General features: G+C 60.5%; 21 protein-coding genes. 15 read left to right on the top strand and 6 right to left on the bottom strand.

Annotated features, from left to right (window positions below):
* Position 1 precedes the first annotated feature (1 nt).
* From HCZ30_RS15110 to HCZ30_RS15090, 5 genes are all read right to left on the bottom strand, one after another.
* Positions 2-1,030, bottom strand: a complete 1,029-nt coding sequence (locus HCZ30_RS15110) for a Gfo/Idh/MocA family protein (protein ID WP_167639144.1) — start codon at positions 1,028-1,030, stop codon at positions 2-4.
* A gap of 12 nt (positions 1,031-1,042) precedes the next feature.
* Positions 1,043-1,816: an SDR family oxidoreductase gene (locus HCZ30_RS15105; RefSeq protein WP_167639143.1), complete on the bottom strand. Its 774-nt coding sequence runs from the start codon at positions 1,814-1,816 to the stop codon at positions 1,043-1,045.
* Between the two features lie 2 nt (positions 1,817-1,818).
* Positions 1,819-2,634 (bottom strand): TIM barrel protein, encoded by an 816-nt coding sequence (locus HCZ30_RS15100; RefSeq protein ID WP_167639142.1) that lies wholly within the window; start codon positions 2,632-2,634, stop codon positions 1,819-1,821.
* A 147-nt stretch (positions 2,635-2,781) separates the two neighbouring features.
* A complete protein-coding gene (locus tag HCZ30_RS15095; RefSeq protein ID WP_167639141.1) occupies positions 2,782-3,813 on the bottom strand; it encodes a LacI family DNA-binding transcriptional regulator in 1,032 nt (343 codons plus the stop codon).
* Positions 3,814-3,839: 26 nt separating this feature from the next.
* Positions 3,840-4,844, bottom strand: a complete 1,005-nt coding sequence (locus HCZ30_RS15090) for a LacI family DNA-binding transcriptional regulator (RefSeq protein WP_246212867.1) — start codon at positions 4,842-4,844, stop codon at positions 3,840-3,842.
* A 201-nt stretch (positions 4,845-5,045) separates the two neighbouring features.
* On the opposite strand from HCZ30_RS15090, the gene HCZ30_RS15085 reads away from it, so the two are divergent.
* The 14 genes from HCZ30_RS15085 (at position 5,046) to HCZ30_RS15025 (ending at position 19,789) form a co-directional block, all read left to right on the top strand.
* The gene (locus tag HCZ30_RS15085) at positions 5,046-6,077 is read left to right on the top strand and encodes a sterol desaturase family protein (protein ID WP_167639139.1); all 1,032 of its coding nucleotides are present in this window, start codon (positions 5,046-5,048) and stop codon (positions 6,075-6,077) included.
* A 208-nt stretch (positions 6,078-6,285) separates the two neighbouring features.
* Positions 6,286-7,044, top strand: a complete 759-nt coding sequence (locus tag HCZ30_RS15080; RefSeq protein WP_217703068.1) for a substrate-binding domain-containing protein — start codon at positions 6,286-6,288, stop codon at positions 7,042-7,044.
* A 108-nt stretch (positions 7,045-7,152) separates the two neighbouring features.
* A complete protein-coding gene (locus HCZ30_RS15075; RefSeq protein ID WP_167639138.1) occupies positions 7,153-8,190 on the top strand; it encodes an ABC transporter permease in 1,038 nt (345 codons plus the stop codon).
* A 4-nt stretch (positions 8,191-8,194) separates the two neighbouring features.
* Entirely contained in the window at positions 8,195-9,025 is an 831-nt protein-coding gene (locus HCZ30_RS15070) for an ATP-binding cassette domain-containing protein (RefSeq protein WP_167639137.1), read from the top strand.
* Positions 9,026-9,082: 57 nt separating this feature from the next.
* Positions 9,083-9,982, top strand: coding sequence for a sugar phosphate isomerase/epimerase family protein (locus tag HCZ30_RS15065; protein ID WP_167639136.1), 900 nt, complete (start codon positions 9,083-9,085; stop codon positions 9,980-9,982).
* Between the two features lie 11 nt (positions 9,983-9,993).
* The gene (locus tag HCZ30_RS15060) at positions 9,994-11,019 is read left to right on the top strand and encodes a Gfo/Idh/MocA family oxidoreductase (RefSeq protein ID WP_167639135.1); all 1,026 of its coding nucleotides are present in this window, start codon (positions 9,994-9,996) and stop codon (positions 11,017-11,019) included.
* A gap of 13 nt (positions 11,020-11,032) precedes the next feature.
* The gene (locus HCZ30_RS16785) at positions 11,033-11,749 is read left to right on the top strand and encodes a sugar phosphate isomerase/epimerase family protein (protein WP_217703065.1); all 717 of its coding nucleotides are present in this window, start codon (positions 11,033-11,035) and stop codon (positions 11,747-11,749) included.
* A complete protein-coding gene (locus tag HCZ30_RS16780) occupies positions 11,656-11,976 on the top strand; it encodes a TIM barrel protein (protein ID WP_217703064.1) in 321 nt (106 codons plus the stop codon). Before HCZ30_RS16785 ends, HCZ30_RS16780 begins: the two co-directional genes overlap by 94 nt.
* A 39-nt stretch (positions 11,977-12,015) precedes the next feature.
* Positions 12,016-12,306, top strand: coding sequence for an antibiotic biosynthesis monooxygenase (locus HCZ30_RS15050; protein WP_167639134.1), 291 nt, complete (start codon positions 12,016-12,018; stop codon positions 12,304-12,306).
* Between the two features lie 142 nt (positions 12,307-12,448).
* A complete protein-coding gene (locus HCZ30_RS15045; protein WP_167639133.1) occupies positions 12,449-14,362 on the top strand; it encodes a bifunctional 5-dehydro-2-deoxygluconokinase/5-dehydro-2-deoxyphosphogluconate aldolase in 1,914 nt (637 codons plus the stop codon).
* Between the two features lie 11 nt (positions 14,363-14,373).
* Positions 14,374-16,227 carry a 3D-(3,5/4)-trihydroxycyclohexane-1,2-dione acylhydrolase (decyclizing) gene (gene iolD / locus HCZ30_RS15040; RefSeq protein ID WP_167639132.1) on the top strand — a complete coding sequence of 618 codons (1,854 nt, stop codon included), beginning with the start codon at positions 14,374-14,376 and terminating at the stop codon, positions 16,225-16,227.
* A gap of 1 nt (position 16,228) precedes the next feature.
* The gene (gene iolB / locus HCZ30_RS15035; RefSeq protein ID WP_167639131.1) at positions 16,229-17,023 is read left to right on the top strand and encodes a 5-deoxy-glucuronate isomerase; all 795 of its coding nucleotides are present in this window, start codon (positions 16,229-16,231) and stop codon (positions 17,021-17,023) included.
* Positions 17,024-17,165: 142 nt separating this feature from the next.
* Positions 17,166-18,131: a DMT family transporter gene (locus tag HCZ30_RS15030; protein ID WP_246212865.1), complete on the top strand. Its 966-nt coding sequence runs from the start codon at positions 17,166-17,168 to the stop codon at positions 18,129-18,131.
* Positions 18,132-18,190: 59 nt separating this feature from the next.
* A complete protein-coding gene (locus HCZ30_RS15025; protein WP_167639130.1) occupies positions 18,191-19,789 on the top strand; it encodes an FAD/NAD(P)-binding protein in 1,599 nt (532 codons plus the stop codon).
* On the opposite strand, the gene HCZ30_RS15020 is transcribed toward HCZ30_RS15025, so the two are convergent.
* Positions 19,790-20,614 (bottom strand): 3-keto-5-aminohexanoate cleavage protein, encoded by an 825-nt coding sequence (locus HCZ30_RS15020; RefSeq protein WP_167639129.1) that lies wholly within the window; start codon positions 20,612-20,614, stop codon positions 19,790-19,792.
* 153 nt (positions 20,615-20,767) lie between these two features.
* On the opposite strand from HCZ30_RS15020, the gene rlmF reads away from it, so the two are divergent.
* Positions 20,768-21,673: a 23S rRNA (adenine(1618)-N(6))-methyltransferase RlmF gene (rlmF, locus tag HCZ30_RS15015; protein ID WP_167639128.1), complete on the top strand. Its 906-nt coding sequence runs from the start codon at positions 20,768-20,770 to the stop codon at positions 21,671-21,673.
* Positions 21,674-21,739 lie beyond the last annotated feature (66 nt).

The raw sequence follows: 21,739 nt of genomic DNA, 5'->3' as shown, positions 1-21,739 counted from the left end.
GTTAGTCGATAAGAACGGTTTGGCCGGTGCGCGCAGCCTCACGCGCCGCATCGAGAATGCGAACGGTGTGCAGAGCGCCTTCGGACGGAACGGGGCCGGTGCCGCCGGATTGGGCGGCCTTGGCGAATTCGGTGTAGAGATCCTGAATCTTGGACTGGACCGAGGGGACGATTTCTTGGCTGCCCTTGGTGTAGAGCGTGCCCCACGCCTCTTCGGGCTCGACGCCCCAGCCTTCGGGGTCGTTGATCGGCCGTTCGCCAGCGATGGCGCGGCGGGCCTGAACGTCGGTGCCGTTGACGACAAAGCAACCTTCGGACCCGTAGACGCGGATTTCGCGCTCGGTGAAGTAATTGATCTTGGTCGCGCTGATGTAGGAATGCACACCGCTCTTGTGACGGACATGCACGTTGAAGCTGGCGTCGGTTTTGCCTTCGGGCAGATCAACGTAGTCGACTTGCGCATCCACCGCAGCAGCAGGGCCGAAGAGGTAAAGCATCTGGTCGATCACGTGGCTGCCGAGGTCGCGCAGCAGACCGCCGCCCGGACCAGCCTCCAGCGTATCCCAGTCGTCGAAGTCCATGCGGTTGTGAACGCGCCAGACATCGCCGATCTTGCCGCTGTCGATCACGCTTTTCACAGTGCGGAAATCGGTGTCCCAGCGGCGGTTGTGGAACACGTTGAGCAGAACGCCCTTCGCCTTGGCCGCTTCTACCATCTCTTTCGCGTCTTCCAGCGTCGGGGCAAACGGTTTGTCGCAGACCACGTGCAGGCCCGCCTCAATGGCTTCCATGACGAGCGGCTTGTGCGTTTCGGGCGGGGTGGTGACGGTCACTGCCTCGATCTCGCCCGCCGCAATCATGGCGGCGAGGCTCGCATAGACCGGCACGCCGGGGAACTGTTCGTTGATCTGGGCGATTTTGTCAGCCGAGCGCGCAACGACGCCCGCGATTTCGATGCCGTCCGCCGCTTCGATATAGGGCGCATGGAACACGCGACCGCCAAATCCGTAGCCTACCAAACCTAGTTTCATAACCTTGTCCTTTTACTCTGGTAGCGCGCCGACCACGTTCTGGTCGAAGTCCACGATGGCGCCGGTCATCACGCCCGAAGCGGGGCTGAGCATCAGCGATGCCTGCCGCGCCACGGTGTCCGTTTTGACCAGCGTGCCCATCGGCTGCGCTGCTTCTGCTTTTGCGAGCCAATCGTCATCGGCTCCGTGAAAATCGCGTTGAATCTTGTGCTCGCCCGGCGTGTCCATCCAACCGCAGTTGATGCCGTTGACGCGGATGCGGTTATGCCGAAGCGCCTGCGCTGCGTTGCGGGTAATCGTCGTCAGGGCGCCTTTGGAAGCGGCGTAAGGGCTGAGGAAGCTCTGCCCGACCATCGCCGAAACCGTGAGGATATTGACGATCGACGCAGGCCGCCCCGCGTCGATGGCATTCTGCGCAAACCGCTGGATCGCAAAGAACGGCGAGCGCGTGTTGATCGTGAACATGCGGTCATAAAGCTCGACTGACGTATTGAGAATCGAACCCCGCTCGGTTGACGCACCTGCAATCGCCATCGCGTTCAAGCCGCCGAGCTTCGCGTCCGCATCATCCACCAGCTTCATTACCGCCACCGTGTCGGAAAGGTCGACCTGCATGAAATCGGCACCGATGCGCTGGGCGGTCGCCTCACCCACTTCGGCATCGCGGCCGGTGATGACGATCTTGCGGCAACCTTCGGCGATCAGGCGTTGCGCCATCGCCTCGCCGACGCCTTGGGTGCCGCCAATGACCAACGCGGCTGTGTTCTGGTGGATCAGCTCGGACATCATCAAGCGTTCAGCTGCGCTTCGATGTAGTCGAAGGACTTGCCGATTTCTTCCGCGTGATTTCTCAGCTGCTGCGTTTCCGGCGCGAAGCATTCGTAGGAGAACGCACCCTCATAGCCCGCGTCGATGAACGCCTGCATCTGCTCAATGTTGCCAAGCTGGTCGTTCTCGTCGATCAGAACGCGATGCGCGTCATCCATATCGTCGATGGTGAGCGACGGGTCGCTCACGCCCGAGATGTGCACGATGCCCGTCTGTGCCGGATAGATCGCGCCGCCTTCGGCCAGCGTGTGATGGAAGGTGTCGTGGACCAGCTTGTAGCGGTCCGCAACGCCAAGCGCGTCGAGCGTTTCGATCAATTCCGCCTTCGACCGCAGCGAGGACCGACCGAAACCGAGCGGTTCGACGAGCGCGATCATGTCGGCCTCGACCAGCATCGGATAGATTTCCTTGAGAGCGATCCGCAGGTTTGCCTGCCGTTCACCATTCGCAATGCCGACACCGTCGTTGCGCGGGATAAGGCTGATGGTTTCGGCTTGAACGGCCTTTGCGGTTTCGACCAGCTTCGCGACTTCCGCGCGGCGGTCATCGTTCCAGTCGTTGAACGGATAAACCTGGCTGAGGCCAACAAGGCGGAGGCCCTTCGCGCGGATCATCTCGCCTGCCGTGGCAGGGTCCATATCGTCGAAAAGCGGGCGATCCAGCGCGTCCATGTCATTGCGCGCTTCGACGCCGATGCAACCGAGCTGGGCCGCCAGATCGAGGAAAGCTTCGAACGAGAGATGGGGAACCGTGATCTGGTTCAGCACTTTTTTCATTGTGTCCTTCAAAAGCGTCCGAATCTCCACTTTCGGTCGCTGTTAGAGGCACCGTGATGCCGAAGCCTGCGTCAGGTCAATTTAGCGAGGCACATAACGCGTCATTCATGACGAAATTTAGTGGGGAATAATGACGTAAAAACGTCATTATATCATCTCCGGCAAAATGACCCTCGGTTCCAGAAAACGCTGGCCTGGCACGCCTTCTGATGCTTCGTCGAAGGTCTCCGTCACCAGTTTGACCAGCTCGCTGCATAGCTCGGGCAGGGGGGTGACATTAACCATTTGCACGTAGCCATCAGCGAGCGCGGCGCGGCTTTCATGGGTGAGTTCGTTGACGATCAGACTGACTTCTCCGGCCCTGCGGCTTTCTCTCAGCGCAGCGATCGCACCCTCCATTCCGCCGCCCGCGACGTAGATGCCGGTCAGGTCGGGATGGCGATGAAGAAGGTCGAGCGTTGCCTCGTATGTTACCTTCCGCGTCTCCAGATTTACGAGCGTATCGAGCACGGTAAAGCTCGGCGCTTCGGCGCGGATATAGGAGCGAAAGCCGACCTCACGCAGGTCATGGCCATGCCAACGGTTGCCGCCGACGAACACCGCCAGCTTACCCGGTTTACTGATCGTGTGTGTCAGAAGCCACGCCGCTGAACGCCCAACTTTCATATTATTAAGGCCGATGTAGTATTTGCGGATGCCCTGCGCCGTGTCGTTGAGGAGCGCGACGACCGGCACGCCCTTGTCCTTCAGCTCTTGCACGACCTCGTCGAGTTTCTGGTGGTTGATCGCAACGCAAGCAATGGCATCGACGGTGTTGCCCAGCGCGCGAAGCTCCGTCGCGAAGTCGTCGGGGGACTGCGAAGCGGCATAGCGGATGACGACTTCGCCGCGCACGTGATGCTGGGTCGCCATGGCCGCTTCGATCTCTTTGGCGAAGTTCTGATAGAACTCCTGCGAACGCTTCACCAGCACGACGCCAAGCCGGCAGCGTGGCTTGTTTTCCGCAAGCTGGTTCATCAGGCTGCCCTTGCCGTGGTAGCCAACGCGGTGCGCAGCATCGACGATCTTCTGCAAGGTGTCCTTGCGTACGGCCATTCGCCCGTTGATGGCGCGATCAACAGTCGTTGCGCTGACGCCAGCGGCCGCAGCTACGTCTTTGATTGTCGGGCGGTTTGCCATCAATGACACTTTCTGACGTTTTTACGTCATATGTTTTGTGACGTGTAAATTTCGAAGTTCAGATGGGTCGTCGTCGCACCCGCGACCACACCGCGGGTCTTCGCATCAATCAGGCTTTGGATCGTCTGGCGCGCCAAGGGGAAGATCGGATGGCAGATGGACATCGTCATCGTGCCGTCGATCAGGCCGTTGCGCGTCGCTTCGAATAGTTCATATCCGATGACGATCAGTTCGCGGTCGTGGGGTGCGTGTCGCATGGCTTCAAGGACGCCGGTAATGCCGCCGCCGGATACGAAAATACCTTTCAGGTTCGGGTGGTCGCGGATCAATTCCGTCGTCAGTTCCTTGGCGATCGCAAGGCTTTCGAAGGTCGAGAGAGGCTCCAACAACGTAAAACCGGAGGCGTGTTCGCGGAAATACGAGCGGAAGCCGATCTCGTTCAGTTCCTGATTCCGGTAGCGCGGATTGCCGACCAGAATGGCAATTTCGCCCTGTTCGCGGCACATCTTGTCAAAGCCCCAAGCGGCAGTGCGCCCGACTTTCCAGGAATCGAGTCCGACGTACCCAACCTCGCCGTCGGCGGAGAGAGGCGCGATCAGCGCAATGACCGGGGTGTCAGTGGTTTGGACGTCGTTGATAGCCTGCGAGACGCGGGGATGTTCGGCGGCAACGACCGCAATCGCTTCGCACTGGTTGCCCAGATTGCGAATGCGGGCGGCGACGTTTTCGGGGTTAAGGTCGCTGAGATATTCCAATTTCAGCACAATCCGTGCGTTCTGATAGGACTCCGCAATTTGTTCCAAAGCGTTGCCGAGCCCGCGATAAAACGCGCGGTCGCTCTGCTGGAGAAGCACGCCGATGGTGTGCGTTTCGCGCGATTTCATGATGGCTGTCTCGATCGAGCCGAGGCCATAGAAACCGATATCCTCAGCCGCATGGAGGACTCGGTTTCGTGTCGGTAGACGCACCGATTCTGGCTGGTTGATGACCCTGTTTACCGTTGAAACGGATACACCCGCCGCGTCAGCCAAATCCCGTATCGTTGGTCGCGAAACCATCCTTTGCCTCCCTCAAAAAGTTCCAAAGCACCTTCCTCCTGAGGTGAATTGAAATCAAATTTTGATACAGATTGGATCAGTCTTGATCGATCTTGCGACAATCTGTCAACCATCTCTGCCACTCGCTCGGCCATCTAAGGAGAACGGCAGGGCGGTTGTGGGGAGTGTTTTGTCATGGGCGATCTGAAGTTCGGCACGCGCGACAAGCGCGGCAATTGGGCACCCAATGAACCGCTCGATATAGCACCGTTCTGGACCGGCAAATTCGATATGCTCGGTGAGTTCGCGCGTGCCTATCTGTGGCCGTGGAACGCGTTTCACATGGCGATGACGCTTGCCTCCTGGTTCCTGCTGATCCAGCCGAACCTCGCGCTTTTCCAGACGTTCAGCCTCGCCGGCTTCGCGCTGCTTCTGGCTGCCAAAGCGGTTTGTATCTTTGCGATGTACGGCTCGATCGAGCTGTTCTTCTACGTCCGCCGCAAGCAGGACAACCGTTTCAAGTACAACGCCAAGTTCCCGTCCGAAAACCCGTCTGACGTATTCTGGTTCAAATCCCAGAACCTCGACAACTTCGTGCGCAGCATGTTCATGTCCGTGCCGATCTGGACGGTGATCGAAGTGATCTTTCTCTATTGCTTCGCCAACGTCATCCACGCCTTCGGCTGGCTGAGATGGGAAGATAGCTGGGTCGACCTCGTTGTTTTAACGCTGATCACCCCGATGATCCACGAGGTGCACTTCTTCTGCATCCATTGGCTCATCCACCAGCAGCCTCTCTACAAGTGGGTGCATTCGGTTCACCACAACTCGATCAACCCGAGCCCGTGGTCGTCGCTGTCGATGCATCCGGTCGAAGGGCTGCTCTATTTCGGGACGGTTGCGCTTCACCTCGCGCTGTATTCGCATCCCTTCCTCGTGCTGTGGCGGTTCAACCTTGCCGCGTTCGCAGCAATCGTGGGGCGTATAGGTTTTGATCTGCTCGAAGTGGGTAAAGGCCGCGCAATCGAGAGCCACGCCTACGCCCACTACCTTCATCATAAGTACTTCGAGGTGAACTACTGCGATGACGGCGTGCTGCCGTGGGACCGCTGGTTCGGCACATGGCACGACGGCTCCAAGGAAGCCGACGAAGAGATGAAGGCCCGCTTTCGCGTCAAACGCGAAAAGCTGAGAGCCAAAGGAACGGGAGGGGCCACCTCACCGTGACCCTCACGCCCCCGACGACTGAGGAGGACTCGGGGACTACCACGAAATGTCCGGGCCGTGCTGATGCGGTGAAAAATTGGAGGATACTGAACATGAAACTGACCAACCTTTTTGTCGCCGCTGCGACGACTGCGACGACTGCGATGATGGCGACCACCGCGATGTCCGCAGACATCTTCGTTATCGGCGGTAAGCCGGACGATCCGTTCTGGTCGATCGTCAAGCGCGGCGCCGAAGACGCAGTCTCGTTGTCGAAGCACAGGGTGGCTCGGTCACTTGGCTTGGTCCGCAGAACTACGACAACCTCGGCGTCGACGCTGCGGAGCTGATCCGTCAGGCCATCGACCAAGGCGCTGACGCAATCGTCGGTCCGGACTGGGTTCCGGAAGCCATGGACCCCGCATTCGAAGCTGTTGTCGAAGCAGGCATCCCGCTCGTCATCTACAACGCTGGCGGCATCGAAGGTGCTGACCGCCTCGGCGCGATGAACTACGTCGGCGCAGTCGACTACAAAGCCGGCGTTGCTGGCGGTGCGTACCTCGGCTCGAACGGTGGCAAGAACGGCGTTTGCATCAACTCGCTGCCGGGCGCTGCGAACATCGAAGACTACTGCAACGGCTTCGTTGAAGGCATCGAAAGCACCGGTGGTACCGGTTCGGTCCTGCCGCTGCCCGCAACCGCACAGGGTAACGTGACCGCAGTCGCTCAGGCTGGCAAAGAAGGCGCTGTATCGCTCTGCGGTATCAACTTCGACGAAGCCATCCTGACCAACATCAACGACGGCAAGCAGGCCTGCGCAATCGACCAGCAGGATTACCAGCAGGGCTACTACGCCGTTTCGATCCTGAACGGCTACGTGAACTACGGCCTCAGCATCCCGACCCGCGAAATCGTCACCGGTCCTGGCATCGTTGATGCGTCGAACATCGAGTCGACCATGTCGGGCGCGTCGCAGGGCACCCGCTAATTTCCGCACGATACGAAATCGGGCCGCGCAATCCGTTGCGCGGCCCGTCCAAAACGAAGGCCCGCGCATTGGGGCAAGATGAAGTGCGTGGCGCACTGGGGGAACGAAATGTCATCTGAAACGACGAATTCCGGTGGTTCATCCATCAACTTCGGCAGTCTGATCCGCCGTCCCGAAGCAGGGACGTTGCTTGGAACGATTGTCGTCTACATCTTCTTTGCCAGCATGGGCGGCGAGATTTTCATGGGCGCTCCCGGTTGGTCGAGCTTCCTGAACATGGCCGCCGAAGTCGGCATCATCGCACTTCCCGTCGGCCTTCTGATGATCGCGGGCGAGCTTGATCTGTCGGTGGGGTCCGTCCTGCCCGCAGCGTCGCTCACCACCGCGCTGATTTCCGGCCATTGCGATCTGCCCACATGGATGGGCATTTTCGGCGGTCTGAGCGTTGGCCTTCTGGTCGGCCTCGTGAACGGCCTGCTGGTGACCCGCACCACGATCCCGTCGCTGATCATCACCCTCGGCACGCTGGTCGCGATGCAGGGCGTGGTCCTGTCGGCATCCAAGGTTCTGACGGGCGCGGCCAGCGTATCGCTCGACGCACCGGAGTGGTCCAAGTTCATCTTTGGCCGTCTCGTCGCGGCCAGCCACCAGATCATCATCGTCTGGTGGATCATCTTCGCTGTCGTGTTCTGGTTCTTTGTCCACAAAAGCCCGTTCGGCAACTGGCTTTTCGCCATGGGCGGCGACAAGGAATCCGCACGTAACGCAGGTATTCCCGTCCGCAAGATGACGATCGGTCTGTTCATCATGTCGGCCACCGCCGCGACGTTTGTCGGCATGTGCCAAGCGATCCTGTTCAACTCGGCGCAGGTGTCGGGCGGCATGAACATCATCTTCAACGTCATCTTCAACGTCATCGTCAGCGTCGTCGTTGGCGGTACACTGATCACGGGCGGTTTCGGCTCTGTCGTGGGCATTTTCTTCGGCACGTTGACCTTCGGCGTCGTGAGCCAAGGCATCTATTTCACCGATATCGACCGTAACTGGTCCAGCCTGATCATCGGCATCATGCTTCTTGCCGCCGTTGGCATGAACGAGATCTTCCGCAAAAAGGCGCTCAGCGCCGTTTCCAAGAAAAAGGCCTGAGATCGTGTCTTCCAACCCACCTGTTATCGAACTGAAGAATGTCGACAAGAGCTTTGGCCCGATCGACGTTCTCCATGAAATCTCGCTCAAAGTCCGCGCAGGCGAAGTGCTCTGCCTGCTGGGCGACAACGGCGCCGGTAAGTCGACCCTCATCAAAACGCTCGCCGGTGTGCACGCACCGATCCGCGGCGAGATCCTTGTCGACGGCAAGCCTGTTACGTTCGACGGTCCGCGCGACGCTCACGATCGCGGCATCGCGACCGTGCACCAGTTCGGCGGGACTTATCCGCTAATGTCGGTCGGCCGCAACTTCTTCATGGGCGTCGAGCCGACCAAGGGCTTCGGTCCGTTCAAGGTCTTCGATCGCAACAAGGCGAACAGGATCGCCGTCGAGGAAGTCCAGAAGATGGGCATCACCCGCATCACCGACGGTGACCGCCTCGTGGGCGGCCTGTCGGGCGGTGAGCGCCAGTCGCTGGCGATTGCCCGCGCTGTGTACTTCGGTGCCCGCGTTCTGATCCTCGACGAGCCGACTGCGGCGCTGGGCGTAAAGCAGGCGGCCCACGTTCTGCGCATCGTCAACGAAGCGAAAAAGCGCGGCCTCGCGGTGATCTTCATCACCCATCAGGTCATGCACGCGATGACCGTGGGCGACCACTTCGCTGTTCTGATCCGCGGCGCCATCGCCGCCGACTTCCGCAAGGGCGAGAAGACCCGCGAAGAGATCACCGACCTCATGGCGGGCGGTGAAGCCATGGCCGACCTCGAAGCAAGCATCGAGGGCTACATGGACTCCCATCAGGGTCACCCGCCCAAAGTCGCTTCGGCTGACTGATCCGGTCCGCGCCGTTGAGGAGGCGGCGCGACCCAACTTATTTCTGGAGGAAGACGCATGAAAATCGCGCTAGACCCGTTTATGCACCGTCACCTGTCGCTCGAAGAGCTGCCAGGCAAGGTCAAAGAGCTCGGCTATGACTGGATCGAACTCAGCCCCCGTGGTGACTTTCTGGAGTGGTTCAAAGCTCCCCGCGTGTTCCCCGACCGCGTGAAGAGCTTCAAGAAAGCTCTGAGGGACTCGGATGTCGGCATCGCTACGCTGCTGCCGATGTACCGCTGGGCCTCGAATGACGAGGACGAGCGCAAGGCGGCCGTCAAGCACTGGAAACGTGCGATCGAGATTGCTGTCGAGCTGGAAGTGGACACCATGAACTCCGAGTTCGGCCGTGGCCCGCACCCCGACAAAGGCACCTGCTACTGCTGCCACACGGGTTCCATGGTCGAAGCCTGCGAAGACGCTTGGTGGCGTTCGATGGACGAGCTGGTTCCGATCTTCGAGCGTGAAGGCATCAACATCCACATCGAACCGCACCCCGAAGACTGGGTCGAAACGCTCCAGCCGTTGGTCGACCTGATCCGCACCGTCAATTCGGACCGCGTGAAGTTCCTCTACTGCACGCCGCACACCTTCTACTTCGGTGACGACACCGTTGCGATGCTGCGCGAATGTGCCGACGTTCTGGCGCACGTCCACATCGCCGACACCTTCAACCACAAGGCATCGAGCGGCCTGCGCTACATCATCAACCCGCCGGGTTCGACCGTGCGCGTTCACCAGCACCTGAACATGGGTCAGGGCGAAGTGCCGTGGGATGATTTCTACAAGACCCTTGCAGAGATCGGCTTTGACGGCATCATGACCGCTTGCGTGTTCGCATGGGAAGAAAAGGCGGACGAGTCCGGCATCTTCATGCGCAACGAGATGCAGCGCTACATCGACAAATACTTCAAATAAGGAAGCATGTGATGGCTTTGAAAGTTGGTGTCATCGGCACGGGCATGATCGGTCAAGATCACATCCGCCGCCTGACGAAAGTCCTCTCCGGTGTCGAAATCACCGCCGTCAACGACATCGATGTAGAGCGCGCCAAAGAGGCCGCTCCCTACGGTGCCGAGGTCTTCGAGACCCCGAAGGCGCTGATCGAGTCCGACAATGTCGATGCGATCGTCATCTGCTCTTGGGGTCCCGCCCACGAAGAGCAACTGCTCGACTGTATTGCCGCCGGTAAGCCGGTGTTCTGCGAAAAGCCGATGACCACATCGGAAGAAGCAGCGATCCGTATCGTCGAGGCCGAAGCTGCCTACGGCAAGCGCCTGATCCAGGTCGGTTTCATGCGCCGCTTCGATGCCGACTACCGCCGTCTGAAGGCAGTGGTTGACAGCGCCATGATCGGTGCGCCGCTCATGTATCACTCGGTCCACCGCAACGCGTCGGTGCCGTCGCACTACACCTCGGACATGCCGCTGAACGATACGCTCGTTCATGACGCGGACATTTCGCGCTGGCTGCTGTCGGACGAGATCGTCGGTGTGGAAGTCCGCTATCCCCGCCGCTCCACCGTTGGTGGCGGCGAGCTGAAGAACCCCGTGATCGTCCTTCTCCACATGGAAAGCGGTGCGATCGTGGACGTCGAGATTTCGGTCGCGATCACCTACGGCTACGACATCCGTGGCGAAGTTTCGGGCGAAACCGGTGTTGCGTCGCTCCCGAACCGTCCGGCGACTGTTGTGTCGGACGTCAACGGCATCCGTCAGGCCATGCCGGAAGACTGGCGCGAGCGCTTTATCGAAGCTTACGATCAGGAATTCCGCGAGTGGATCATCGCCGCTGGCGAAGGCACTGCCACCGGTCCGAGCGCATGGGACGGTTACGCCTCGACCCTGACTGCCGACGCTGCGCTCCGCGCCGCTGAATCGGGCCAGTACGAGCCGCTCAAGATGATCAAGAAACCCGCCCTCTACTTGGAAGCACCGGCCGTCGCGGCCGAGTGAATAGGAACAGAAGATGAAGCTTTCTATTTGCACCGACGTGATGGGCGACATGTCCTTCACCGATATGCTCGACAAATGCGTCGAGCTGGGCGTCGAAGGTGTTGAAATGACCGGAGGCGGCTGGTCGCCGGCTCCGCACTTCCGCGCTGACGAACTGCTGGCCGACAAGGGCCTGCTGTCGCAGAAGCTGAAGGAAATCGAAGCGCGCGGTCTGAAGATCGCCGCGCTGAACTGCTCGGGCAATCCGCTCGATCCGGGTCATCTGGGTGCCAAGCACCGCAAGGAAATCGAAGAGACCTTCACCCTCGCGGGCGAAATTGGTGTGACCAAGATCGTTAGCATGTCCGGCCTTCCGGCCGCGGCCCCCGAGGACACCGTTCCGAACTGGCTGACCTACACCAAGTCGTGGCCCGCAGAGATGCCCGAGCGCGACCGTTACCAGTGGGAAGACTGCGCGTTCCCGTACTGGCACGGCATCGTCGATCACGCCAAGAAAGTCGGCGTCGAGAAGATCGCTCTGGAAAACTTCTCGGCCATGCTGGTCTGGAATCCGGACACCCTGTTCCGCCTGCGTAACGAAGTTGGCCCGATTGTCGGCATGAACCTCGACCCTTCGCACCTGTTCTGGAAGGGCGCTTGCCCGATCGCCGTCGCACGCGCTCTCTGGGGGATGCCATCCACCACGTTCACGGCAAAGACACCCGCATCGAGCGCGGTCTGGCCGACGTGAACGGTCTGCTGGAAATGCGCGAAGTCACCGACGTGGCCAACCGCGCTTGGAACTACGTCGCCGTTGGCGCAGGTCACGATCTGCAATGGTGGAAACAGTTTTTCTCGGTCGTTGGTATGCTTGGCTACAACGATTGGGTTTCGCTCGAGATAAAAGATTTCACCATGTCGACCAACGCAGGCATCCAGTCCTTGATCGGCGCGCTTCAGGCGACGATCATCCGTTAAGGGAGAGCGGCGCGGCTCCGTGCCGCGCCCGACACTGTCGTGTACAAGTTCATCATTTCGATTGATTGCCTGCCGGGTACGCGCGGCAAGATCCTCGAACGTGCGCCGGAAGCACAAGCCGCCACCCGCGCCGAGGAAGGTTGCATCCAGTACGATTTCTTTGCCTGCACGGATAAACCGGACCGTCTGGTATTCGTGGAAACGGGGGTCGATCAAGCGGCGCACGATTTCCACATGGAACAGCAGCACACCAAGGACTTCATCGCTTACCACGAGCAGTTCAACGAAAAGCTGGTGTTCGAGACCATCAACGTCGCCTCTGGCGAGTGATCCATTTTGGCGTTTTTGAAAGACGCCGTGAGCTGAAATGATACAAATTGGTGCGCAGGTTGTGATCCAGTATATCGCAAATCGCACCTAGCGAAGTAAACGGCTGCGTGGCAACCTCTGGGTTGAGGGCAGGGAGGAACAGATGAGCAAGTTGGATGTAATTACGATCGGTCGCGCGGGTGTTGACCTTTACGGCGGTCAGATCGGCGGACGTCTTGAGGACATGGGGTCCTTTGACAAATACATCGGCGGCTCACCGACGAATATTGCTTGCGGCACGGCACGTCTGGGCCTGAAGTCGGGTCTGATCACCCGCGTGGGCGACGAACATATGGGCCGCTTCATCCTCGAACAGCTTGCCCGCGAAGGCGTCAGCACCGATGGCGTCGTGACCGATCCCGAGCGCCTGACCGCGCTGGTGATCCTCGGCATCCGCGACGAAGAACAGTTCCCGCTGATCTTCTACCGCGAGAACTGCGCGGACATGGCGCTCTGCGAAGACGACATCAAGGAAGACTTCATCGCCTCGGCGCGTTCGATCGTCGTGACGGGTACTCACCTGTCGAACGTGAAGACCGAAGCGGCTGTGATGAAGGCGCTGGAACTGGCGCGCAAGCACGGGTTGCGCACCGCTCTGGACATCGACTACCGCCCGAACCTCTGGGGCGTGGCTGGTCACGGTGACGGCGAAAGCCGCTTCGTCGAGAGCGCGAAGGTGACCGAGAAGCTCCTGTCGACGCTGCATCACTTCGATCTGATCGTCGGCACTGAAGAAGAGTTCCACATCGCCGGTGGCTCGACCAACACCATCGAAGCCCTGCGCGCTGTGCGCGCCGTGTCGAACGCGACCCTCGTTTGCAAGCGCGGCGCTGCCGGCGCTGTCGCTTTCGAAGGCGAGATCCCCGACAGCCTCGACGACGGCCAGACCGGACCGGGCTTCCCGATCGAGGTGTTCAACGTACTCGGCGCAGGCGACGGCTTCTTCTCGGGTCTGCTGAAGGGCTGGCTCGATGACGAAGACTGGCCGACCGCACTGAAGTACGCCAACGCTTGCGGCGCTTTCGCCGTCAGCCGTCATGGCTGCACCCCCGCCTATCCGTCGCTGACCGAGCTGGAGTTCTTCCTCGAGCGCGGCATCAAGCAAAAAGACCTGCGCAACGATCCCGAGCTGGAGCAGATCCACTGGTCGACCAACCGTCATGGCGACTGGTCCACGATGCGCGTCTTCGCCTTCGATCACCGCATGCAGCTCGAAGACATGGAAGGCTACACGCTGGAGCGTGGCGGCGAGTTCAAGGAGCTTTGCCTCAAAGCCGCCGAGAAGGTGCAGAACGGCAAGTACGGCTACGGCATCCTGTGCGACAACCGCATCGGCCGCAGCGCGCTTCACGCGGCTTCGGGCTCGGGCCTCTGGATCGGCCGTCCGACCGAATGGCCGGGCTCGCGTCCGCTGACACTCGAGCCGGAACTGGGCAGCGACTTCGGCGGCCTGAACCAGTGGGCCAAGGAAAACGTGGTCAAGGTTCTGTGCTTCTGCCACCCCGACGACGACGCGGAGACGCAGGCAAAGCAGGAAGACACCGTCAAGCGCCTGTTCGAAGCCTCGCGCCGCAACCGCCTCGAATTCCTGCTGGAGATCATCCCGTCCAAAGTGGCGCCGGTCGATGACGAGACCAGCGCGATCCTGATCCGCCGCTTCTACGAGATCGGCGTCTATCCGGACTGGTGGAAGCTGGAGCCGTTCACCACCGATGCGGCATGGCAGAACGCCATCGCGGCCATCGAAGAGAACGACCCGCACACCCGCGGTATCGTGGTTCTGGGCCTTGATGCGCCCGAAGAAGAACTGCGCGCCAGCTTCGAAGTGGCTGCCGCCTATCCGCTGGTCCGCGGCTTTGCCGTCGGCCGCACGATCTTCGGTGATGCTGCCCGCGCATGGATGAAGGGCGATATGTCCGACGCCGCCGCGATCGAGCAGATGGCCGACCGTTACACCCGCCTGTGCACAATCTGGGACGAGGCCCGCGAAACGGCCCGCCCGAACAGCGCGAACTGAGGAATACCGCAATGAGCACGATCCGACTGACGGCCGCACAGGCCATGATCAAATGGCTCTCGGTCCAGATGACCGAAGACGGCGAACGCTTTATCGACGGCATGTGGGCGATCTTCGGCCACGGCAACGTCGCTGGCATCGGCGAGGCGCTGCACGCCTATCAGGACGTGTTCCCGACGTGGCGCGGCCAGAACGAACAGTCGATGGCCCACGCCGCTATCGCCTACGCCAAAGCTAAAAAGCGCACCCGCGCGATGGCAGTGACTTCGTCGGTCGGGCCGGGCTCGACCAACGTTGTGACCGCTGCTGCGCTGGCGCACGTCAACCGTCTGCCGGTTCTGATCGTGGCTGGCGACGTGTTCGCAAACCGCAAGCCCGATCCGGTGCTCCAGCAGGTCGAAGACTTCGACGACGGCACGGTCTCGGCCAATGACTGCTTCAAGCCGGTCAGCCGCTACTTCGACCGCATCACCCGCCCCGAGCACATCCTGTCGGCCCTCCCGCGTGCGCTGCGCGTGATGACCGATCCGGCGAACTGCGGCCCCGCAACGCTGTCGTTCTGTCAGGACGTACAGGCCGAAGCCTATGATTACCCCGAAGAGTTCTTCGAGCCGCGCGTCTGGCACATCCGCCGTCCGGCGCCCGATGCGAATGAACTCGATCGCGTCGCTGCCACGATCAAAGCGGCCAAGAACCCCGTCATCATCGCCGGTGGCGGTGTGATCTACAGCCAGGCCGAGCAGACGCTGGCCGACTTCGCCGCCAAGCACGGCATTCCCGTCGCCGAGACGCAGGCGGGCAAGTCCGCGCTCGCCCAGTCGCATCCGATGAACTTCGGCGCTTCGGGCGTTGACGGTTCGGCCGCTTCGAACGCCGTGTCGGCGAGCGCCGATGTCGTCATCGGTGTCGGCACCCGTTTCCAGGACTTTACCACCGGCTCGCGGACCATGTTCCGCAACGACGCGCAGCTCGTTTCGATCAACATCCACGGCTACGACGCCGCCAAGCATGGCGCGGAGAGCCTCGTTGCGGATGCCAAGGTCGCACTCGATCTGCTGTCGGAAAAGCTCGGTGACTACAAAGCCACCGCTTTCGACCCCGAAGCGCGTGAAGACTGGCTCCGCGCTGTCGACGCATACTGCGCACGTCCCGACGATCAGGCTGCTGCGCCGACCGACGGTCAGGTGATCGGTGCCGTTCAGCGTGCAACCGACGAAACCGCTGTCGCCATGTGCGCTGCCGGTACCATGCCGGGTGCTCTCAAACTTCTCTGGCAGCCGAGCCAGGGCGGCTATCACATGGAATATGGCTATTCGTGCATGGGCTACGAAGTCGCCGGTGCCATGGGTATCAAGCTCGCGACGCCCGAGCGTGACGTGATCTGCTTCGTCGGTGACGGCAGCTACATGATGGCGAACGCAGAACTAGCGACCGCCGTGATGCGCCGCATTCCGTTCACCGTCGTGCTGACCGACAACCGTGGCTACGGCTGTATCAACCGCCTGCAAACGATGGGCTGTGGCGGCGAGCCGTTCAACAACATGTACGTCGACTGCAACGTCGAAGTGCAGCCCGAGATCGACTACGTCATGCACGCCCGCTCCATGGGTGCTCACGCTGTCAAAGCGGCGGGCACTGACGAGTTGGAAGCCGAACTCAAGGCCGCCCGTTCGCGCAACATTCCGACCGTGATCGTCATCGACACCATCGCGAAGGACTTCCCGGGGACCGGACTGGAGACCACCGCAGGCGAGCATGGCTATTTCTGGGACGTCGCCGTTCCGCAAACCTCAACACGCGAAAAGCAGCGTAATCGCTACGCCGAATACATCACGCAGATCGCATCGCAGACAGGGATGAACTGATATGGCTGACCTTCTGAAGAAACCGTTTGGCACCCACGGCAAGGTGCACGAAATCACCCCGCAGTCTGCCGGATGGCGCTATGTGGGTTTCTCTCTCTACCGCATCCGCGCCGGCGAAACCGTTGGTGAAGCGACGGGAGACTGCGAGGTGATACTGGTGATGGTCGAAGGTAAAGCGACCATCAACGCCGCCGGCAAGGAGTGGGGCGAACTGGGCGAGCGGATGAATGTCTTTGAAAAGACGCCGCCGCACTGCCTTTACGTTCCGAACGGCAAGGACTGGGAAGCGACCGCAACCACCGATTGCACCATCGCGGTCTGTCAGGCTCCGGGGAAGGGCGGCCACGAGGCGCGCAAGATCGGCCCTGAGGGCATCGAACTGACCCAGCGCGGTGAAGGCGTGAACACCCGTTACATCAACAACATCGCGATGGAAGCCGAAGACTACTGCGACAGCCTGCTAGTCACCGAGGTTTTCACTCCTGCCGGTCACTGGTCGTCGTTCCCGTCGCACCGTCACGACGAAGACGACTTCCCGCGGATCACCTACCTCGAGGAAACCTACTACCACCGCATCAACGCCGAAGGTGGTTGGGGCATCCAGCGCGTTTACACCGACGACCTGAGCCTCAACGAGACCATGGCTGTTTACGACGGCGATGTGGTCTGCGTCCCGCGCGGTCACCACCCCTGCGGTGCGCCTCACGGGTTCGAGATGTACTACCTCAACGTCATGGCAGGCCCGCGCCGGAACTGGCGCTTCGTTCCGGCTCCTGAAGTCGAGCACATGTTCTAAGATCGAGCGGCGGAGTTTTCTCCGCCGTTTTGTTTTTGGGCCGACGCTTGACAGGCTGCGGCCTCGCCACCTAGCAAGTAGGGGCGGGCGATGGCGTCGTTCCGTTATCCCCACCATTCGTCCTGTACGCCCGGACCGCGAGATGCAGCGACGTTGCATCGTGGAGCAAGCTATGTCCGCAATGGCCGAGCCGACCAGCCGCAATTCGTCAACATTCATAGGCATGGCCGCGATGTCTTTCGCGATGGTTCTGCTGCCCATCGGCGACTCGGTGACGAAGACGCTGACGGCTTATATCGAGCCGTCGCAGATCGCGGCGATCAGGTCTGTGATCCAAGCGGGCCTTCTGTGGATCGCGTTCGCCGCGATGAATAAATCGACACGCGGCAATCCGTTCACCAAAGCCTCTGCGGCGTCGGGCATCTGCGTGGCGATTGTCAGCCTTAGCCTGATTACTGCGCTGAAGACCATTCCGCTCCCCACGGCCATCGCGATCTTCTTTGTCGAGCCGCTGCTGCTCACGCTACTGGCGGGTTTGATGCTGGGTGAAAAGCCTGGTCCGCATCGCTACGCTGCTATTGTGGTCGGTCTGATCGGCGTGCTGATTATTCTGCGCCCGAATTTCTCTGTCTTCGGACCTACGGTTCTGCTCCCGCTCGTATCCGCGGCGGCCTACGCGTTGAACATGATCATCACACGCAAAGGCACGCGCAATTGCTCCGCTCTGACGTTCCAGCTCGGCTCGACCACGTTCACTTGCCTGACTTTAGTGGCCGTCATGATGTTCACATCCGACCTCGGTGCGTTGCGCGACACGATGACTGTCGGCCTGTCGGCGAGCCTCGTCCTCTCGGGCATCCTCGCCGCCGCCACGTTCCCGCTGATCGCCTATGCCTTCAGTCAGGCCGAGGCGAGCGTGCTGGCACCGTTCCAATACCTCGAAATCCTAGGCGCGACGGCCATCGGGTTCCTCGTGTTCGGTGATGTCCCCGATGGGCTGACTGTGCTTGGTACGGCGGTGGTCCTGTCGTCGGGCCTCTATATTTTCCACCGCGAAAGACGCGCCAACCAGCCTGCCAAAGCCATCAAGGTGCGTCAGGACCGCTGATCGCAGGAACGTTCGCCGCCATGCAGCGTTTATTGATGTAACTCCTCCATGGACACATCATGAACGTCTCCTCTGCGTCACTGACCAAGAATATCGCGATTGTCGGCTCCGGCCCGACGGCGCTCTATACGCTTGCCGAGCTGATCAAATCGCCGGTCAAGCAGATGATCACGATTTTCGAGGCCCAGTCGCTTGCCGGTTTCGGCATGCCCTACAGCCCGAATGCGGCGCAGGCGTTGATGCTGGCCAACATTGGCAGCATTGAGATCCCCCCGCTGACGCAGACCTATCTCGAATGGCTCCAAAGCCGGTCTGCTGAGATGCTGCAAGTCTATGGTGTCACGCACGACGAACTACACGACCGTATGTTCCTGCCGCGTATCCTGCTGGGGTCATGGTACAGCGACGAGCTTTATGCGCTGATCTACGCGGCCCGCGAAAAAGGGCATCGGGTGGCGATCCATGAAAACGTCGCGGTCGAGGATGTCGTGTCCGAAGGCAGCCAGATCCGCCTCGTGTTCGATGCCGAAAGCGGCGTGCCCGATCAGTTCTTTACACACGTTGTCCTCGCGACCGGCCACGTCTGGCCCAGCGATCAAGAGGGCACAGGCCGGTTCCGTTCGCCTTGGGACCGTCTGGCACACGAAGAGGTTCCGGCCATCGACGTCGGGATCATCGGCACATCGCTTAGCGGTATGGATGCGGTCCTCGCCGTGGCGTGCCAGCACGGCCACTTTGCCGAGGACGGTGACGACCTGACTTACGTTCCGAACAGCCGCACAGGTGGTCTGCACATCACGATGATGTCGCGACAGGGCATCCTTCCCGAAGCCGACTTCTGGTTCGACTATCCGCCAAAGCCGCTACGGGTCATGACCGATGAAGCGGTCGAGAACGCATTGGCCGAGGGGCGTGACGGCTTGCTTGATCGGATGTGGGCCCTCTTTACCCAAGAAATGAAGCTGGAAGATCGGGAGTATTTCGACCGCATGGGCCTCGCCTCGGCCTCTCCCGAAGATTTTGCGGGTGCTTACTTCAAGCCACGTCTGGCAACCGGCCCCTTCGACTGGGCGCGAGACAACCTTGCCGAGGTCGACGAAAATGCGGCCAAGCAGCACGCCGTCCCTTGGCGCTGCGCGATCCTGGATATGCATGAGAAATTCGAGGAGATCGCGGGCCACCTGACCGCTACCGATCAAGCACGTTTCAAGCCGCTAGCGCGTGTCTTCATCGACAACTACGCCGCCGTACCGCCCACGTCGATCCGCCGAATGTTGGCTTTGCACGACGCCGGAAAGCTGACGATCATGCGCCTCGGCAACGACTACGCGATCAGAAACACAGGCAACGCCAGCCGCGTGACCACCACCGAAGGCGAGGTTCGCGAGTTCAAGGTGATCATCGATGCGCGCGGTCAGAAATCGCTCGGCGCGTGCGATCTGTCATTCGCCAGTCTCGCAACGAGCCTGCCTGACGGGGAAGTCCCAGTGACAGATCAGCTTACGGTCGACACGGACCAATGGCGCGGGCGGCTTTATCTTCCCGCCGCGCCGTATCTGCTCGGGCGTTTTCCGTTCTGCCAAGGGCTGACAGCCAGCGCGCAATTCGGGAAATGGGTCTCCAGCGGTATTCTAGAGCACGACCACGTTATCGCCTGATCAAAGGCCGAGGATTTCGCGCGCCTGCGCGGCCGTCGCGACGGGACGCTCGTATTTGTCGCACAGATCGACCACACGTTTCACCAGCGCCGCATTCGAGGCAGCGAGCGTGTTCTTGTCGATCCGCACGTTGTCCTCCAACCCTGTCCGCGCGTGACCGCCCGATGACACGGCCCATTCGTTGATGACGATTTGCTGAGCCCCGATACCGGCGGCGCACCACGGCGCATCGTCGCCAAACAGGCGTTTGACGGTGTGGATGTAGTAATCGAACACGTCCCGATCGGCAGGCATCGCGTTCTTCACTCCCATGACGAACTGGACGTAGGGCGGCGCCTTTAGCTGACCTTTGTCCATCATATCCTTGGCTTTGATGATGTGGCTGAGGTCGAAGGCCTCAATCTCGGGCTTGATGCCGTAGGTCATCATCTCTGACGCGAGCCAGTCCACCAGATCCGGTGGGTTTTCATAAACTCGGGTCGGGAAGTTGTTCGAACCCACGGATAATGACGCCATGTCAGGCTTGAGCGGCAGCATCGCGCCGCGCGTTGTCCCTGCACCAGAGCGCCCGCCGGTCGAAAACTGGATGATCATACCGGGGCAGTGCTTCAGCAGCCCCTCTTGCAGACGCGCAAACTTTTCCGGATCGGAAGAGGGCGTCTGGTCGTCGTTGCGGACGTGAGCGTGAACGATCGTCGCTCCAGCCTCAAAAGCCTCGTGCGTGCTTTCGATCTGTTCTTCGACGGTGATCGGCACGGCGGGATTGTTCGCCTTGGTCGGCAGGCTGCCTGTAATGGCACAACAAATGATACAGGGTTTCGTCATTCGGGCGCCCCTCCCAGCGGCTACGTTTGCTTGAACGTGCCGTAGTTCGGAACCAGCGACAAGTGAAACGGCAGGTGTTTCTAATGCATTCCGAACCCACTAAGGTCGGCAACTATCAATCAAGCCCCTCAGCGGAATACACGAAGGTTTTCTATGGCGACCAAGCCCATGCTGCATCCCCGCAACCAACATCGGGACGGGTATGACTTTGTGCGCCTGTTGGAGGCGACGCCGGAGCTTGAGCCATTTGTGACCCGCAATCCGCGGGGCGGCATGACCATTGATTTTGCGAATGCCGAGGCCGTGCGGATGCTGAACCGCGCGCTACTCTCGGCGCAATATGACGTGAAGTTCTGGGAGTTCCCTGACACCTATCTTTGCCCGCCGATCCCGGGCCGTGTGGACTATATCCATTCGCTCGCCGACCTTCTCGCGGAGGATAATGGAGGGGACATCCCAGGCGGCGATGACATCAAGGTCCTCGACATCGGGACGGGCGCGAGCCTTGTCTATCCGCTGATCGGCCAGCACGAATACGGATGGGATTTCACAGGCGTCGACATCGATCAGGTGTCAATCAAAGCCGCGCGCCAGATCAATGAACGGAACGGCCTGAACATCAGTCTGCGGCATCAGAAGAACCCGAAGAACATCTTTCGCGGGGTCATTCATCCGCGCGACATTTTCCATCTGACGATGTGCAACCCGCCCTTCCACTCCTCGCTTGAACAAGCGGGCAGGGGGACCGAGCGTAAGTGGCGCAACCTCGGCAAGGAGCCGTCCACCAAGCTGAACTTCGGCGGCCAGAATGCCGAGCTGTGGTGTCCCGGCGGCGAGATCGGTTTCATCGGCCGCATGGTCGAACAGAGCGTCGAATTCGCGGAGCAATGCCTGTGGTTCACGACGTTGGTGTCGAAGAAGGAAAATCTGCGGACCATCGACAGGTTGCTGAGCAAAGCCGGCGTTGCCGAGACAAAGACCGTCGAAATGGCGCAGGGCCAGAAAACCAGCCGCTTTGTGGCGTGGACCTATTATTCGAAGAAACAGCGGGCCCTCTAGGGCTGGCGCAAACGCCAGTAACTTTCGCTATGTCTAGCGAAAAGTGTCTGCATTCCGATGTCGGGA

This window comes from Marivivens donghaensis, from assembly GCF_011806565.1.
Taxonomy (GTDB): domain Bacteria; phylum Pseudomonadota; class Alphaproteobacteria; order Rhodobacterales; family Rhodobacteraceae; genus Marivivens; species Marivivens donghaensis_A.
This window is presented reverse-complemented; position numbering and strand designations above follow the sequence as displayed.